A 15230-nucleotide genomic window follows, 5' to 3' on the forward strand; every position below is an offset into this window, starting at 1 on the left:
GCTCGCTCCTGTGGAGGTCAGATGTCGGCTCGGTTCAGGCGGACGGTGGCCAAGGTCAGCAGCCCCGCCGCCCACAAGCACGTCACGGCCAGGCCCGCCGCCGGAGCCAGGGGGAAATAGCCGTCGGCCGGGGTGTACGGGTGGAACACCTGCTCGTACGCGGGAAACGCCTGTTGCACTGCGAAGCCTGCGGCGGGTGTCAGCCGCAGCAACCACTCGCCCGCGGCAACCGGCAGGACCGACGCGGTGGCCAGCAGGTAGGGCACGACCGTGAGGGCCACGGCCAGCACGATGGCGAGCAGGCCGCGGCGCAAAAGGGCGCCCAGGGCGTACGCGCAAACGGCCGTCGCCGCCAGCAGCGCCGCCGTGCCCAGGCTCAGCCGCAGATCGGTGAGCAGGCCGGTCGGCGCCGCGAAGTTGCCGTTGGCTCGGAAGACATGGCTCACCAGCGGCCGGGCCACGACGACGGCGATCAGCGCGGCCGCGAACGTGACACCGCCGATCACCGCGGCCTTGGCGGCCAGCATGCGGGCGCGGTGCGGGGAGGCGAGCAGCGTCGTCCGGATCAGGCCCCGGCGGAACTCGCTCGTGATGAAGAGGACCGCCACCACCAGGATCGCGAGCAGCGCGGGCAGGGCTCCGGCCAGGTACGGCGCCACTCTCATGTCGGTCGCGGGAGCGATGTCGCCGCTGCCGGTGAGGGTCAGGGTGTCGCTGCCGGTCGTCATCCCGGGCGCACGGTGGAGTTTCTCCCAGTCCGTACGCAGTCCGTCGGCACCGACCTCGTCGTAGCGCCACGCGCCGCCGGCCGTGCTGGTGATCTGGTCGAAGACGGCGCTGGCCTGGGTGAACCGGGCCTGCACGATGCTGCCGCCCATCGGGTTGCCCTTGGCGGTGATGTCGGGAGGCGAGGCGATGGCGAAGCCGATTCGCACCGGCCCCGACCAGCCGGACATCGTGCCCACCGTGGTCCAGTTTCGCCCGTCGGCCGAGGCGTAGGCGGTGACGTCGGCGCCCGATCGGGAGATGCGCAGCCAGCGGGCATCGACCGGACCTGCCGCATCGTGCACGTAATTGTGCTGGAAGCGGACGCCGTGGTCGGCCGTGAGCATGATCGCCGCGTACGGGGAACCGGGGTTGATGTCGCTCTTGACGATGAGCCCGGCCTTGGCCCAGGGCACGAGACCGTCGACGATCTCGTCGTGGTTCGGCGGCGGATAGGTGATGATCCCGCTGAAGTCGCGGACCCGTGCGGTGAGGCTGCCGTCGCCGGTGAGCGTCCGGTGGGCGAAGCCGAAATGGTCCTCGACCGCCTGCCCCTCGGGCCCGACCGGCGGCGACGGGCAAGCCTGGTCGTCGCACGACGTGAAGCTGCCCGCCGCGGTCAGCCAGCCCATCCCGACGAACAGCGCGACGGCCGTGGCCAGGCCCAGCACCCAGCCGCGCACACTCCGGAACTTGGTGAACTCGGCGCGGATCATCGGGTCAGCTCCAGGTAGGCCGATTCGAGTGAGCCGTACCGCTCCCGCATGGCCCGGGTCGGCGCGTCCGCGACCACCCGCCCCCGGTCGACGACGATCACGTGGCCGGCCAGGTCCTGCAGCTCGCCCATCAGATGGCTGGAGATCAAGACCGCACGACCTTCCCGGGCCCGCGTCCGCAGGAGGTCGCGCATCCACACGAAACCGGCCGGGTCGAGACCGTTGAACGGCTCGTCCAGGATCAGGACCGGTGGGTCGCCGAGCAGGGCCGCCGCGACGCCCAGCCGCTGACGCATGCCGAGCGAGTAGCCGCCCGCCCGTCGCCGCGCGACCCCGGCCAGACCGACCTCGTCGAGCAGCTCGTCGACCCGGCTCGCGGGCAGACCCTGGGACTGGGCCAGCCAGAGCAGATGGTTGCGGCCGCTCCGGCTCGGCTGCAGGGCAGTGCCGTCGAGCAGGGCGCCGACGGCCTCCAGCGGCTTCGTCAGATCGCGGTAGCGGCGACCGCCGATCAGGGCGGTGCCGCCGTCGGGGTGGTCGAGGCCCAGCAGGATCCGCATGGTCGTGGACTTGCCGGCGCCGTTGGGGCCGACGAAACCGGTGACCTGGCCCGGCCGAACAGTGAAAGTCATCTCGCGCAGGGCGGCGGTCGGACCGTAGCTCTTCCGCAAGCCGGTGATGTCGATGGTGGCGTCCATGGCGAGAGTTCTACGGATCGGGGCCTAACCCGGTCCGCACAGCAGCTGTCACGCCGCTGTTAGGTCCGGCCGGGCATGCTGTGTCCCATGGGCGTCCGCATGCGATACACGTTTCTCTACGGGGCGATGTTCTTCTTCTCCGCTCTGGGTCTGCTGGCCATCACGGCCGGCCTGGGGCTGCGTGACACCCGGCAGTCGGTGCCGGTCGGCAGTGGGCCGATTCAGGAGCAGCTCGCCTCGGCCGACGCGGCGGCGACCCGCCAGTTCGTCGTGGGTGCCGTGGTCGCCCTGGCCGCCATGCTGCTGGTCTCGCTGGTGATGGGCCGGGCCGTGGCCGACCGGGTGCTGCGCCCGCTGCGGACGATCACCGCCGCCACCCGTCGCATCACCGCCGACAACCTGCACTCCCGGCTGGCCGTCAAAGGGCCGTCCGACGAGGTGAAGGATCTGGCCGACACCATCGACGAGTTGCTCGGGCGGCTCGAGGAGTCGTTCGCCGCTCAGCGCCGGTTCGTGGCCGACGCCTCCCACGAGCTGCGTACGCCCCTGGCCACCATGCGGGCCTCGCTCGACGTGGCGCTGGCCAAACCCGACCCGGTCCCGGCTCCGCTCGCCGAGCGTCTGCGCGGCTCCCTCGACGACATGGATTCCCTGCTCGACGGTCTCCTTCTGCTCGCGCGGGCGCAGCACGGCGCGCTCGACGACCGTGAGGTGATCGACCTCGCCGCGCTGGCGGGCGAATCCCTGTCTTCCCGCTCCGCGGCCCTCCAAGCCCTCGCCCCGCGCGTCGCCCTGCCCGCCGAACTGCTCACTCTGGGGAACCCGGTGCTGGTCGCCCGGCTGGTCGACAACATCATCAACAACGCGGTGACCCACAACGTGCCCGGCGGCGGCATCTGGATCTCGGGGGCCGCCTCCGAGTCGTCGGTAGTGCTGATCGTCGAGTCCGACGGGCCGGTGCTCTCGGCGTCATCGCTGGCCCGGCTGGGGCGTCCGTTCCAGCGCATCGCCGCCGCCCGCACCGGCCCCGGCACGGGACTGGGACTGGCCATCGTCGCCGCCGTCACGTCGGCCCACGGCGGCGTTCTCGACCTGACCCCGCGTCCGGCCGGCGGGTTGCGCCTGAGCGTGTCCCTGCCCGCAGCGGTGGCGACCGGATCGGTTGGGCCCGGCATCCGGCGGCCGGCTGCCGAGGCGCGGTCGTGAGGGTGCTCGTGGTGGAGGACGCGCCGGCTCTGGCCGAGGTCGTCGCCGAGGGACTGCGTGATCAGGGAATGGCCGTCGACGTTGCGCTCGACGGGCTCGACGCGGCGGCCAAGCTCGACCACACCGCCTACGAGGTGATCGTCCTCGACCGCGACCTGCCCGGCCTGCACGGCGACACGCTCTGCCAGATGGTCACGGCTCGCCCGGCCGAGCGGGCGATGGTCCTCATGCTCACGGCCTCCGGTTCGGCCGACGACCGGGTGCGGGGCCTCACGCTGGGCGCCGACGACTACCTGGCCAAGCCGTTCCACTTTCCCGAGCTCGTGCTGCGGATCCGGGCGCTGGCCCGTCGCCGGCCGTCGGCACGTCCGCGCGTGCTGACGGCCGGCGACCTGTCGCTCGACCCGGTGCTGCGGGCGGTCACCCGGGGCGGGGTGCCGCTGGCGCAGCCGCTTTCGGTGAAGGAGTTCGCGCTGCTGGAGGCGCTGTTGCGGGCGGTGCCCGGCTATCTGAGCGCCGAGGCCCTGCTCGAACAGGTCTGGGACGAGAACGCCGACCCCTTCACCAACACGGTCGCGGTCACCGTCGGTCGGCTGCGCCGCAAGCTCGGTAATCCCGCGGTCATCACGACGGTTCCGGGGGTGGGATATCGCATCGGGCTGCCTTGAATGACGCTTCCGGGATGAGTGCCGTCGCGGGCCGGGGCCGGATCAGAGGCCGAAGGCGCCGCCCTCGATGAGGATCAGCAGGCCGATGCCGATCAGGACCACGGGTAGCAGGATGTGGCCCCAGCGGCTGAGTGCCTTGGCGATGATCGGGCGGGTGGCGAAGTAGCGGCCGGCGGCGACCCACACCGCGACCAGGACCAGGAAGACGAGCACGTAGACGCTCATCCCGGCGGCGCCGGCGGTGGCTTCCGCGGTGGCTTCTGCGGCGGCGAAGACGGGGACGTAGACGCCGATGTTGTCGCCGCCGTTGGCGAACGTCACCGCGGCCACGGCGAGGATTCCGGGGGCTCCGTCGCTCGTCTCGGTCTCGTCATCGTCGTCGTTGCGGTGCCGCCAGGACTGGATGGCGGCTCTGATGCCCAGGGCCAGCGGGAGCAGGCCGAGATAGGGCACGGCGGCGTCGGGCAGGAACGTCGCGCCCAGGGCGGCCGCCACCGCGACGGCGAGGATGCCGGCGAAACCCAGGTATTGCCCGAGCAGGACGTTGCGGGTGGTGTGGTGGTGGCCGGCGCCCTGCGCGAAGAACAGGGCGAGGATCAGGATGTCGTCGATGTTGGTGACGGCGAACAGGGCTGCGGCCTGGCCGATGATGCCCAGGCTCATGAACGGGCCGCCTTCACGGTGCGACCGGAGAGGGCCGCGGCTCTGCCCCGGACAGGGGGAATCGGCGGAGAAATCTGCATGATCAACCTTCTGGTTCCGTTGATGAGGGCGCCGTTGCGAGTTCGGCGCGTGCTTGGCCAGGTGCTTGCGAGGCGCTGGCGAGGGCGGTGACGGAGCCGCTGATCGCTCGATGTCCAGGTGGCGGATCAAGGCGGCGCAAGGGCTGAGGGTGGCGCGAACCGCGCTGGAAGGTTACTTTCCATTTACATCGATCGATGTAATCCCCGGTTCCTCCCTCTTCCCCCCAGGAGGCTGATCCCCGATGACAACGATGTCAAAGCGTCGCCGATGGCTGGCAGCGGCAGTGACGGCGGCAACCGTGACGGCTCTAGGCGCAACCCCCGCCGAGGCGTCCATCCCCTCCCAGGCGTCCATCCCCGCCCAATCCCTCAACTCCAGCCAGGCGTCCATCCCCGCACGAGCGTCCGACTCCAGCCGGGCGTCCGGTCCCGCTGAAGCGCGGGCCCGGGAGCAGGTGTCCGCGCGGAACGTGGCCGATCTGCTTGCGCCGGCTGATCTGCGCCGGATGGAGAAGCAACGACCCCTCGTGGCGGCGGCCTCGGCCGTGCGGTGGGAGGTGGAGAAGCGGTCGTACCCGGGCTACGCCGGCATCGTGCTGGGTGAGTCGGACGTTGCGCTGTGGTGGAAGGGTGCGCTGCCGGCCACGATGCGTGCGGTGGTTGCCCGGGCCTCGCGTAACGCTCCGGTCCGTGTGCACGCCGCCGACTATTCGATGGCCGAGCTTCGCACCGCGGCGGCGCGGGTGCCGGCTGCGGGCGTACAGGGAATCAAGTTTGCGCCTGACGGCAGTGGGCTGATCGTGTCGGCCGCCAAGGCGAGTCTGAGCAGGCTGGATGTCGGTGTGCCGGTGTCCGTTGTCGCCGAGGCGAAGCTCGAACCGACCAGCCGGGACGATGACTGGGCGCCGTGGAAGGGTGGCGCGACGATCGTGAACACCGATCAGGGCACGGCCTGCACCTCCGGGTTCGGGGTGCGGAACGGGTCGGCCAGTTACATTCTCACGGCGGCGCACTGCGGGCAGGCCGGGCAGCGGTTCACCGACGGGCGGGGCGAGTTCATCGGCACGGTCGGGCCGCGGCACCAGGACCACGACGTCGAGCTCGTGCCCACGTCCAGCGTCGACGGCTATGTGTATGTGGGTACGCCGACCGACAGTGTGGCCGCCCCGGTCGAGGGTTGGGGCTGGACGTTCGTCGGTGAGTATCTGTGCCAGTCCGGCATGACCAGCGCCCGCGAGCTGGGCCGGCCGGTCTGCAACCTGAAGGTGCTGTTCTACTACGCCGACCGTGAGGATCTGGTCGAGGCCGAGCAGACCGAGGGTCAGGCGGCGGCCCGGCCGGGGGACAGCGGAGGCCCGATCTACTCGGTCGCCGCCAGCGGCAAGATCCTGGCCAAGGGCACGACGACCCGTACGGCGGGAGCCCGGATCGGTTTTCAGGATTACGGCACGGCGTGGCGTGACTTCGGGGGAATCGTGCCGGCCACGCGGTGAGTCCTAATATCGGGACGTGACGTTCCGTGGCTGGCCGAGCGAGGCCCTCGAGTTCTACGAGGGTCTCGCCGCCGACAACTCCAAGACCTACTGGACCGCGCATCAGAGCTTCTACGAGGAGCAGGTGCGGGCGCCGATGCAGGAGCTTCTGGCCGCGCTCGAACCCGAGTTCGGGGCCGGGAAGATCTTCCGGCCGTATCGGGACGTGCGGTTCAGCAAGGACAAGTCGCCCTACAAGACGCATCTGGCGGCCTGGCTCGACGAGGGCAACTACATCCAGTTGTCGGCCGACGGGCTGGCCGCCGGGTGCGGCATCTATCAGCTGGAGGGCGATCAGCTCGAGCGCTATCGGCGGGCCGTCGACGACGAGAAGTCGGGGGCGGCGCTGACCGGGGTCATCGAGCGGATCGAGGGCGACCGGATCGTCGTACACGGGCATGGGTCTCTGAAGACGGCACCACGGGGCTATGCCAAGGACCATCCGCGCGTGGACCTGTTGCGGCACAAGGGAATCACCACGTGGAAGGAGTGGCAGCCGGCCGCGTGGCTGGGGACGAAGGCGGCGCAGACGCGCATCGTCGAGTTCTTCCGGAAGAGCCGGCCGCTCCAGGAATGGCTCGATGTCCACGTGGGACGATCCTGAGCATGGCGTTGACACCGGACGAGTTCTATCGGCACGCGCTGGCCGCGGCGGACGACGAGCAGCGGCTGCCGCCGCCGGCGATGGTCGAGTGGGAGATCAGCGCGCTCGAACGGGACGGGTTGAAGGTGTCGCGGCTGTGGCCGCCGGTGCTGCCCGAGGCGCCGCGGCAGGGCGACGATCCCGCGGAGTGCTCGTCGTGCGCCCAGCGGGACACCGGCCTCTGGCTGGACGAACACTGGCGGCTGAGCCGCATCCCGGAGGCGGGCGTCCCCCTGATCCTGATGCTGCACCCGCGCGACCACCACGACCTGGAGGATCTGCCGGACGAGCGGGCGGCCGAGCTCGGGGTGCTGACCCGGCACCTGTCGCGGCACATCCAGGCCCTGCCGGGGGTCACCCGCTCGCACGTCTACCGGTTCGGCGACGGGGCCTCCCACCTGCACTTCTGGTTCGTGGCCAAACCCCAGGGGCAGTCCCAGGTACGCGGCTCGTGGCTGATGATGTGGGACGACGTGCTGCCCACCTATCCGGAGGACGTGGCCGACGCCGACGCCGCTCTTGTGGTTGACGCGCTCGTGGAGTCGTACGGGGGAAGCAAAGGTGTGCGGCAGTGATAAACGAGGGCCGGCGGCAGATTGGCCCAGACGGTGCGGCCGACGACCACCTCGTCGAAGTGTGATCGCAGCGAGCGCAGCAGTCGCCGGGCGGGCGGCGCCCAGCGTGCGTGCACGTACGCGAACGTGGTGAAGGCCCCGCCGGGCTTCAGTGATCGCGCGATCGCCGACAGGGCGTCGCCCTGCATCGTCGGGGAGAACGCGGCCCACGGCAGTCCGCTGACGACAACGTCAGCGGGCCTCTCGACGAGCGAAGAGAGATCGCGGGCATCGGCCGCCACGACCTCGACCCCGGGGTGAGCACGTGACAGCCGGGCCGCGAAACGCGGGTTGATCTCGACGGCGACGTGCCGCCCCCGGCCGGCCAGACGCCGCTGGATCGCCGCGGTGAACGAGCCGGTGCCCGGGCCGAGTTCGACCACGAGCGGATCGCCGGTCCGGGGCACGGGCGCGGTCACCACCTCGGCGAGCGAACGACCGCTCGGCGCCACCGCTCCGACGATCAGGGGGCTGCGGGCGAACTCGACCAGAAAAGTCATGATCACGACGCTAGGGGCGGCACCACCGGCCGGACCTCGTGCGGCCAGGCGCTCCGGCGGCCAGAAGGAGGAGACGGGGCGACCGGTGGCAGGGGCGGACGGCTGCCGCGCCGGACGTATCGTGATCTCGTGAGAGCCGACCTCGGGATCGCCGTCGTGGCCGCCCTGATCGGCGCGGTCACGATCTATCTCGGGGTGCCCAGCGACCGGCCGGTCGAGCAGTGGGTGCTGGTCATGGCGTCGGCACTGGCGCTGGTGCTGGTGCGACGGGCCGCTCTGCTGCTGCTCGGCATCGAGGTCGTGCTGGTGGTGGCGACCGACTTCCTGCTCCCGTACGGGATGCACATCGCCCCCTTGGCGGCCGGGATCGCGCTCGGCGCCGTCGCCTACCGGCACGGTCGCGCCGTGATCACGATCGGTTTCCTGGTCACGTTCGCGGCCGTGCTCCTCACCGTCATCCGCAACGACGCCGAGCTGCTCTCCGGCGCCAACGGCGTGATCCGCCTGCTGTCGCTCACCGCGGCCGTCGGGGCGCCGGTCGCGTTCGGCCGCTACCTGGCCGGTCTGGTCCGGTCGAAGGCCGAGGCCGAGGAACGGGCCAAGGCCGAACGCGAGTCCAGTCGCCTGGCCGAGCGGGCGCGGATCAGCAACGACGTGCACGACCTGGTCGCCCATCACGTGTCGGCGATCGCCATGCGGGCGGGCTCGGCCCGGTACGCCGCCCGTCAGGGAACCGCCCCCGAGACGCAACGGCTGGACGAGGCGGCCGTCGCGCTCGACGCCATCCACACCAGCGCCGGCCAGGCCCTGGTCGACCTGCGCGGCATGCTGCACGTGCTGCGCGACCCGGTCGGCAGCGAGCTTCTGATGAACCCGGAGAAGATGATCAGCGACGCCGTCGACCGTAGCCGCGAGGCCGGCCTGGTCGTCGCGGCCGGCACCGAGCTGCCCGCCGAGGCCCCGCTCGCGCTGCGGGTCACCGCGGCCCGGGTGGTGCAGGAGGCGCTGACCAACGCGCTGAAACACGCTGGTCCGGGGGCCGACGTGACGGTGGCTGTCCGTCGCCACGACGGTGACCTGCGGATCGACGTGGCCAACACGCTGCCGGTCCGCTCCGGGGCCGGGCTGCCCGCGTCGGGGCACGGACTGGCGGGGATGCGGCACCGGGTCGAGATCCTGGGCGGCACGCTCACCGCCGGACCGGTTGCGGACGGATGGCAGGTCGCCGTCACCCTGCCGCTGGTGGCGTCATGATCCGGGTGCTGGTGGTCGACGACCAGGAACTCGTCCGGGCCGGGGTGACCCTGCTGCTGCGGACGGCCGGCGAGGACGTGGTCGGCGAGGCGGCCGACGGGCACGAGGCGGTCCGGCTGGCCGAACGTCTGCAGCCCGACGTGATCCTGATGGACCTGCGCATGCCCCGGGTCGACGGCATCGAGGCGACCCGCCGCATCCTGGCCGGCCGGCCAGGCACCCGGGTCGTCATGCTGACCACGTTCGGTGAGGACGACGAGGTCTACGGGGCGTTACGGGCGGGTGCCGTGGGCTACCTGCTCAAGGACGGCGCGCCCGAAGCCATGATCGATGCCGTACGTCGCGCCGCCCGCGGTGAACCCCTGCTCGCCCCGGCCGTGCTGGCCCGGGTGGTGGCCCGCGCGCTGAGCGCGCACCGCGAGGACGCCCAGCCCGCGGAACTCAACTCCCTGACGCCGCGCGAGCGGGAGGTGCTGGCCCTGGTCGGGGCGGGCCGGTCCAACGCCGAGATCGGCGAGGCGCTGCACCTCGGCGTGACCACGGTGAAGTCGCACGTCGCGGCGGTCACCGACAAGCTCGGCCTGCGCAACCGCGTGCAGGCGGCGGTGATGGCCCACCGGCTCGGCCTGATCGACGACGACTTCCAGCCCGTACGCCCGCACTGACAGCCGTCCCACAGCCGCGGAACAGGGTCGCTACCTAGCGTTACGCGCCTGTCCGCTGTCACAGGAGGTGTCGTGGCCGAGCCGCGCGTCCGGGACCGGTACTTCGATCTGCTGCGTGTGCTGGCGATCGTCCGGGTCTCCGTGTTCCACATGTTCCCGTACGCGCTGCTCGAGCTTGCGTTCCCCTCCATGGGCGTGATGTTCGCGCTGGCCGGCTCGCTCATGGCCGGCTCACTGGCCCGATCGGGCATTCCCCAGGTCCTGTACGGCCGGATCCGTCGCCTCCTACCCGCCTACTGGGTGCTGGCCGTCCTGGTCGTGCCGGTCATGTTTCTCGAGGGCTGGGACGAGCGGCCACCCCTGTGGCACCTGCTGACCTGGATCGTCCCGTTCGCCGACCCACCGTCGAGCGGCCTGGGCGAGCAGGCCGCCGAGGTGTTGTGGTACCTGGTCACGTACCTGTGGCTGGTCCTGCTCTCACCGGTGCTGCTGTGGCTGTACCGCCGGGCCCGACTGGTCACGATCCTGGTTCCCCTCGTGCTGCTGGCGATGTCGGCCCGCTTCACGATCCCGTCCGAGGCAACCGACGTTCTCATGTACGCGTCCTGCTGGCTGGTCGGCTTCGCCCACCGCGACGGTTCGCTCCGGCGCGTGCCGGCCTGGCTGGTCACGTTGGCGGCCGTGACCGCCGCCGGTGGGGCTCTCGCTTACGCCCACGTCACCCCCGGGACCCTGCAGGACCTTCCTTTCCCGTACGCCGTATATCAGCTCGCCTTCGTCCTGGTGCTGCTCCGCTGGAGCCCGCGCATCACCTGGTCCCCGGCCCTGTTCTCGCTGATCAACGCCCGCGCCGTGACGGTCTACCTGTGGAACAACGTGGCGATCGCGCTCTGCTTCCCGGTCGGCGACGTGTTCGAGGCGTGGCGGCTGGGCCAGGCCGGCTACGCCGTGATCGCCCTGGTCCTGCTGGCCAACGCGGTGCTGCTCCTCGGCTGGGTCGAGGACCTGTCCGCCCGGCGGCGCCCCCGCTTCCTGCCCTGGCCGGTCCCGCCCCGAGGCTCCACCAAATTGAGTGTCGTCGTGGCCGGGTAGCGGGCTATAAACCAGCGATGAGCGAGGAGACGCTGGCCGGCGGCAACACGGTGGGTGCGGTGCGGATCGGGGAGGTGGTCCACAAGCGGGCCTCGCCGTGGACGCCGACGGTGCATGCGGTGCTGCGGCATCTCGAGGAGGCCGGCTTCGACGGGGCGCCGCGGGCCCTGGGCTTCGACGAGCAGGGCCGCGAGATGCTCACCTACCTGCCCGGCGAGACCGCGGGCGGCCGGTTCCCGTGGCCGGCGTGGGCGTTCACCGACCCGATGCTGGTCCAGGTCGGGCAGTGGCTGCGGCGGGTCCACGACGTGACGGCCGGGTTCGTGCCGCCGCCGGGGGAGCGCTGGTTCGCCGCGGGCAGTCCGGCGATGGGGCCCGGTCTGATCGTCGGGCATCAGGACGCGGCGCCCTACAACGCCGCCGTGGTCGACGGCGAGCGGCTGGCCGGGTTCTTCGACTGGGACACTGCCGGGCCGTCGACCCGCGAGTTCGACCTGGCGTTCGCGGCACTGTGGTGGGTGCCGCTGGTGACGCCGGAGGTGGCCGAGGGGCTGGGCTTCCACGACCCGGACGACCGGTCGCGCCGGCTGCACCTGCTGCTCGACGCGTACGGGTGGGAGGGTGACCGGCACGCGTTCGGCGAGACGATCGTGCGGCGGGCGCGCCGGCAGGCCGCGGGCATGCGGGAGATGGCTGACGCGGGCGATCCGGCCGCGCTCGCGCTGTTGCCGGTGGCCGGCTACATCGAGGACGCCGCCGACGACGTCGAGACGTTCCCGGCCGAGTTCTGGGGCTGACCGCACCCGGACCGTCGTCAGATCTGACACGTAGCGCCAGAGCGGCACTCTGGAGTAACGCTCAGCCTTCCTGGGCGTATCGTTTGCCATATCGCGACCAGACCGGTTTGTCCGTTTTGTGGGAGGTCTGGTCAGCCTTGGACAAATCGATCAGCGGAGGTTTGCGTGTCCGACATTGTGGCGCGTCCCATCACCAGGGTGCCACTCTCGCCGGCGGACGGGGTGGCCGTCCGGGGGCTGGCCGGCCGAGTGGCGTCCGAGCTGTCCGACCTCGAGCCGCGGAGTCGGCTCCACCGCATCGCCCTGCTGTCCCAGGAGTTGCCGGTCACGCTCCGGCGGACGCTGGTCGACTTCCGCCTCGGCGGCGACGGCGGCCTCGTGCTGTCGGGTCTGCCGATCGTGGACGCCGACCTCGGTTCCAGCCCGCCGGTGACGTCGGCGCCGCCGCGCGGCGGCGAGCTCGCGCGCATCGACGCCATGCTGCTCCTGCTCGCGTCGTTTCTCGGCTACCCGGTATCGCAGGCCGGTGTGGACGGCGGGCGCCTGATCCGAGACGTCAGCCCGCTTCCGGGCGATGAGACCACTCAGCTCGGATCCAGTTCGGCCGGGGAACTGATGTGGCACAACGAAGATGCCTACCATCCGCTGCGTCCGGATTGGATCATCCTGTTCTGCCTGCGCAATCCGGACCGCACAGCGACGAGCTTCGCGCGCATCGAGGACATTCCGATCGACGAGTCCACCCGCTCGCTGCTCGGTCAACCCCTGTTCCGGATCGAACCGGACTCTTCGAACACCGCCAGTTTGCCCGCGGCGGAGCCGCCGGCGGTGGCCGTGCTCACCGGGGACCCGCAGCGTCCTCAGGTCCGGCTGGATCCCGCGTTCATGGCACGATCCGCCGGTGGTGACGAGGCCGGCGACGCCCTCGAGACCGTGATCAAAGCCGTGGACCGGCGTCTGCAGGACGTGTCGCTCGCGCCGGGGGAGATCATGATCATCGACAATCTCCACACGGTGCACGGGCGACGTCCCTTCAGTGCGCGATACGACGGCCGCGACCGATGGCTGCGGGTGGTGCACGCGGCGGCCGACCTACGCCGGTCCGAGGGGCTCCGGAGCGGTGATCACGGCCGGGCCATTCTCGCGGAGGTCGGCCGGTGACGCGTTGAGCCAGAGCTCCTCGAACCGTTCGACGCGATGCCGCGCCGTCTCCTCGTTCAGGACCATCCGTGTGGTGAGCCGCCAGGGTGCGCCGGGTGTTCCCTGCCGGGTCACCGGCGTGGTGTCGTAGCAGATCTGTTCGTCGAAGATGACGAAGTCGAACAGTCCACCGTCCTGCGCGGCCGCACTGCCGTCGCTCAGTCGCACATCGACCCCGGCGCTGCGTTGCATCTGCAGAATCCGGCGCAGCTCCGGATCAGTCATGAGCGTCGGCGACTCGATGATGAAGATGCGCCGGATGGTCACGCCGCGCCGGACGGCCGCCTTCTGGAGTTCGAGATAGCGGGCCCCGAGATCACTGAACCAGAAGCCGGCCTCGAAACCGACGTCGTTCGCGTTCACGGTCGCCCAGCTGGTGGCCAGCAGGGACGTGTTCGTGCCGCGGGTCAGCGCCAGCAGATACTCCCGGTCCTCGCCGTCGTAGAAGAGCTCGTGACCGTCGGAGAGCGCCTGGAGCGTCTCGGCCAAGCGCCGTGTCTCGCTGCCGGCCAGGAACTGAACGAGCGGTGGAGCCGCCGGCGTGATGTGCCCCGACCGGCGGATCACCTGCTTGAGCAGCTCACGCCGGACCGCGGACTGGTCGATCTCGGCCAGCAGTTCGGTCGCTTCGTCGACACTCTCGAAACCCTGCGCGACCAGACCGCGGAGTTCCCGGATCTCGTCGCGCCGGACCCGGTCGGCCTCGTCGTTACGGCGTTCGAGTTCGGCCAGATACTGCACGAGCAGGGTGACGCCGCCGATCAGGACGGTCACGATCACCTGCTCGGCCAGGCTGATGTCCAGCGCCTTCTCGAACAGCCCGGTGATGCTGAAGCTGAGCAGTCCGGCCAGCAGGGTCCAGCTGATCTTTCCCACGAGATTCGTGCCGCGACTCATCGGTATCCTCTCCGACCCGATGGTATCGACGGACACGAAATGTTGCCGGACGACTACCTTCCGCGATATTCGATCGCAGGATACGGCGTCTCCGGCGGGAGCAGGCTTGCGGCGGTGGCCAGGTCGCCCGCCTTCACGTGGGTGTGGATGGTGCGGGCCAGTTCGGTCACGTCGGTGATGCTCGTCGTCCACTCGTCGGCGTAGCGGTCGGCGGCCTCGCCGGACAGGCCCAGCTGCAGCGAACGGTGGGGGAGCGGCCGCAGGTGCAGGTCGCGCTCCGGGTCCCACTGCACGCGTACGGGGGAAGCCTTGGACTCTTTCTGCCAAGCGGCCCGCGACTCGTGCACGTCGCGGCTGTAGTGACTCAGCACGGCTCGGGACAGGGCCCACTCGAAACCGTCGCGGCGGATCGTGATGGCCAGCACGTGTTCCTGGCCGGGCTTGGTGGCCCAGCCGCAGCGGTACATCATCCAGCGGAACGACGGCTTCACCCAGGTCATCCGGCCCCGCTTGAACGGGGGCACGAAGCGGCCGGCGGCGAGCGCGGGAAGGGCGATCGCCGGGGAGTAGGCCTGGTAGACGGTGACGGTGGAATCGTCGTACGTGGCGCGGATCTGGTGGTAGGGAACGTCTTGCATAATCGCCATGATCCCGTGCCCGGCAAGCGAATTCAGCGCAGCTCGTGGCCGTAGCGGGTGGCCAGGCCGGCGAGAGCAGGCTCGCCGTAGCGGGCGACAAGGGCGGCGAACCGGGCCGCCGGGGCCGGGCCGAAGCGGGCCACGGAGACCGCGTACGACGAGGCCGTCACGAAGCGCGGCGGGGTCGTCTTGCTGTGGAACTTGTCGGCGTACATGACGATCTCCTCCTCGGGCGTCTCGGCCAGATAGTCGCCGGGTGGGAGCGGCAGGCCCTGGGTCTCGATGTCGGCGCGGGTCAGGCCGGCGCCGGTGTGGTGCGAGCAGAAGCGGGCCAGCTCCTCGGGCACCCCGGCCTCGGTCAGCAGCTCGTGACCGAGGATGCCGTGGCGCAGATACGACTCGCCGGGGGCCAGACGGTAGACGCCGATGTCGTGCAGGAGAGCCCCGGCCTGCACCAGGGAGTCGCCCGGCGCGAACTGCCCGGCGATCTCGGCCACGATGCGGCAGTGGGTCCACACCAGATCGAGGGCGGCTTCACTGGGGGCGTGACGCTCGTGGAGGTCGCGGATCCACTTCACGCGAGGCGGGCGACCGGGTTGAAA

At 70.8% G+C, this 15230-nt stretch carries 16 protein-coding genes and 1 pseudogene; 10 read left to right on the forward strand and 7 right to left on the reverse strand.

The genetic code is table 11. The annotated features are described in order from the left end of the window. Positions 1–17: 17 nt before the first annotated feature. Complete coding sequence (locus KOI35_RS13805; RefSeq protein ID WP_215787301.1) at positions 18–1481, reverse strand: DUF1349 domain-containing protein; 1464 nt, start codon at positions 1479–1481, stop codon at positions 18–20. A 38-nt stretch (positions 1482–1519) separates the two neighbouring features. Continuing rightward, a pseudogene (locus KOI35_RS13810) lies at positions 1520–2179 on the reverse strand (ABC transporter ATP-binding protein); the annotation flags it as partial. A gap of 87 nt (positions 2180–2266) precedes the next feature. On the opposite strand from KOI35_RS13810, the gene KOI35_RS13815 reads away from it, so the two are divergent. Both KOI35_RS13815 and KOI35_RS13820 read left to right on the forward strand, forming a co-directional pair. Beyond that, on the forward strand, positions 2267–3385 hold the full coding sequence (locus KOI35_RS13815; protein WP_215787306.1) for a sensor histidine kinase: 1119 nt from the start codon (positions 2267–2269) through the stop codon (positions 3383–3385). Beyond that, positions 3382–4053, forward strand: coding sequence for a response regulator transcription factor (locus tag KOI35_RS13820; RefSeq protein ID WP_215787308.1), 672 nt, complete (start codon positions 3382–3384; stop codon positions 4051–4053). Before KOI35_RS13815 ends, KOI35_RS13820 begins: the two co-directional genes overlap by 4 nt. Before the next feature lie 42 nt (positions 4054–4095). Here the strand turns inward: KOI35_RS13820 and KOI35_RS13825 are convergent, their stop codons facing one another. Further along, complete coding sequence (locus KOI35_RS13825; RefSeq protein ID WP_215787310.1) at positions 4096–4716, reverse strand: cadmium resistance transporter; 621 nt, start codon at positions 4714–4716, stop codon at positions 4096–4098. A gap of 550 nt (positions 4717–5266) precedes the next feature. Here KOI35_RS13825 and KOI35_RS13830 point away from each other — a divergent pair. The 3 genes from KOI35_RS13830 to KOI35_RS13840 are packed head-to-tail and all read left to right on the forward strand — an operon-like array spanning position 5267 to position 7546. Continuing rightward, positions 5267–6289: a chymotrypsin family serine protease gene (locus KOI35_RS13830; protein WP_215787312.1), complete on the forward strand. Its 1023-nt coding sequence runs from the start codon at positions 5267–5269 to the stop codon at positions 6287–6289. 16 nt (positions 6290–6305) lie between these two features. Beyond that, positions 6306–6932, forward strand: coding sequence for a DUF2461 domain-containing protein (locus tag KOI35_RS13835; protein ID WP_215787313.1), 627 nt, complete (start codon positions 6306–6308; stop codon positions 6930–6932). 2 nt (positions 6933–6934) lie between these two features. Then, positions 6935–7546: a hypothetical protein gene (locus tag KOI35_RS13840; protein WP_215787315.1), complete on the forward strand. Its 612-nt coding sequence runs from the start codon at positions 6935–6937 to the stop codon at positions 7544–7546. On the opposite strand, the gene KOI35_RS13845 is transcribed toward KOI35_RS13840, so the two are convergent. Further along, on the reverse strand, positions 7456–8085 hold the full coding sequence (locus tag KOI35_RS13845; RefSeq protein WP_215787317.1) for a class I SAM-dependent methyltransferase: 630 nt from the start codon (positions 8083–8085) through the stop codon (positions 7456–7458). The genes KOI35_RS13840 and KOI35_RS13845 overlap by 91 nt on opposite strands. Before the next feature lie 129 nt (positions 8086–8214). Between KOI35_RS13845 and KOI35_RS13850 the strand changes: the two genes are divergently transcribed. The 5 genes from KOI35_RS13850 (at position 8215) to KOI35_RS13870 (ending at position 13054) form a co-directional block, all read left to right on the forward strand. Then, complete coding sequence (locus KOI35_RS13850; RefSeq protein WP_215787319.1) at positions 8215–9339, forward strand: sensor histidine kinase; 1125 nt, start codon at positions 8215–8217, stop codon at positions 9337–9339. Continuing rightward, complete coding sequence (locus KOI35_RS13855) at positions 9336–10004, forward strand: response regulator (RefSeq protein WP_215787321.1); 669 nt, start codon at positions 9336–9338, stop codon at positions 10002–10004. The genes KOI35_RS13850 and KOI35_RS13855 overlap by 4 nt, the downstream gene beginning before the upstream one ends. A 72-nt stretch (positions 10005–10076) precedes the next feature. Further along, positions 10077–11096: an acyltransferase family protein gene (locus KOI35_RS13860; RefSeq protein WP_215787323.1), complete on the forward strand. Its 1020-nt coding sequence runs from the start codon at positions 10077–10079 to the stop codon at positions 11094–11096. Between the two features lie 17 nt (positions 11097–11113). Further along, positions 11114–11893: a phosphotransferase gene (locus KOI35_RS13865; protein WP_215787325.1), complete on the forward strand. Its 780-nt coding sequence runs from the start codon at positions 11114–11116 to the stop codon at positions 11891–11893. A 318-nt stretch (positions 11894–12211) separates the two neighbouring features. Further along, complete coding sequence (locus KOI35_RS13870; protein ID WP_215787327.1) at positions 12212–13054, forward strand: TauD/TfdA family dioxygenase; 843 nt, start codon at positions 12212–12214, stop codon at positions 13052–13054. Here KOI35_RS13870 and KOI35_RS13875 read toward each other — a convergent pair. From KOI35_RS13875 to KOI35_RS13885, 3 genes are read right to left on the reverse strand one after another with little or no spacing between them, the layout of a single operon-like run. Further along, the gene (locus KOI35_RS13875) at positions 12986–13990 is read right to left on the reverse strand and encodes a DUF6879 family protein (protein ID WP_215787329.1); all 1005 of its coding nucleotides are present in this window, start codon (positions 13988–13990) and stop codon (positions 12986–12988) included. The genes KOI35_RS13870 and KOI35_RS13875 overlap by 69 nt on opposite strands. Before the next feature lie 53 nt (positions 13991–14043). Then, the gene (locus KOI35_RS13880; RefSeq protein ID WP_215787331.1) at positions 14044–14628 is read right to left on the reverse strand and encodes a DUF4291 domain-containing protein; all 585 of its coding nucleotides are present in this window, start codon (positions 14626–14628) and stop codon (positions 14044–14046) included. 32 nt (positions 14629–14660) lie between these two features. Continuing rightward, positions 14661–15206 (reverse strand): HD domain-containing protein, encoded by a 546-nt coding sequence (locus KOI35_RS13885; protein ID WP_308120956.1) that lies wholly within the window; start codon positions 15204–15206, stop codon positions 14661–14663. Between the last annotated feature and the right edge of the window lie 24 nt (positions 15207–15230).

This window comes from Paractinoplanes bogorensis (assembly GCF_018829635.1).
GTDB lineage: Bacteria > Actinomycetota > Actinomycetes > Mycobacteriales > Micromonosporaceae > Actinoplanes > Actinoplanes bogorensis.

Bases quoted from the DNA above. Each gene is read 5' to 3' on its own strand.
- KOI35_RS13825 (WP_215787310.1), bottom strand. From the start codon at position 4,716: ATGAGCCTGGGCATCATCGGCCAGGCCGCAGCCCTGTTCGCCGTCACC.
- KOI35_RS13880 (WP_215787331.1), bottom strand. From the start codon at position 14,628: ATGCAAGACGTTCCCTACCACCAGATCCGCGCCACGTACGACGATTCC.
- KOI35_RS13865 (WP_215787325.1), top strand. From the start codon at position 11,114: ATGAGCGAGGAGACGCTGGCCGGCGGCAACACGGTGGGTGCGGTGCGG.
- KOI35_RS13875 (WP_215787329.1), bottom strand. From the start codon at position 13,990: ATGAGTCGCGGCACGAATCTCGTGGGAAAGATCAGCTGGACCCTGCTG.
- KOI35_RS13815 (WP_215787306.1), top strand. From the start codon at position 2,267: ATGGGCGTCCGCATGCGATACACGTTTCTCTACGGGGCGATGTTCTTC.
- KOI35_RS13840 (WP_215787315.1), top strand. From the start codon at position 6,935: ATGGCGTTGACACCGGACGAGTTCTATCGGCACGCGCTGGCCGCGGCG.
- KOI35_RS13845 (WP_215787317.1), bottom strand. From the start codon at position 8,085: ATGACTTTTCTGGTCGAGTTCGCCCGCAGCCCCCTGATCGTCGGAGCG.
- KOI35_RS13805 (WP_215787301.1), bottom strand. From the start codon at position 1,481: ATGATCCGCGCCGAGTTCACCAAGTTCCGGAGTGTGCGCGGCTGGGTG.
- KOI35_RS13855 (WP_215787321.1), top strand. From the start codon at position 9,336: ATGATCCGGGTGCTGGTGGTCGACGACCAGGAACTCGTCCGGGCCGGG.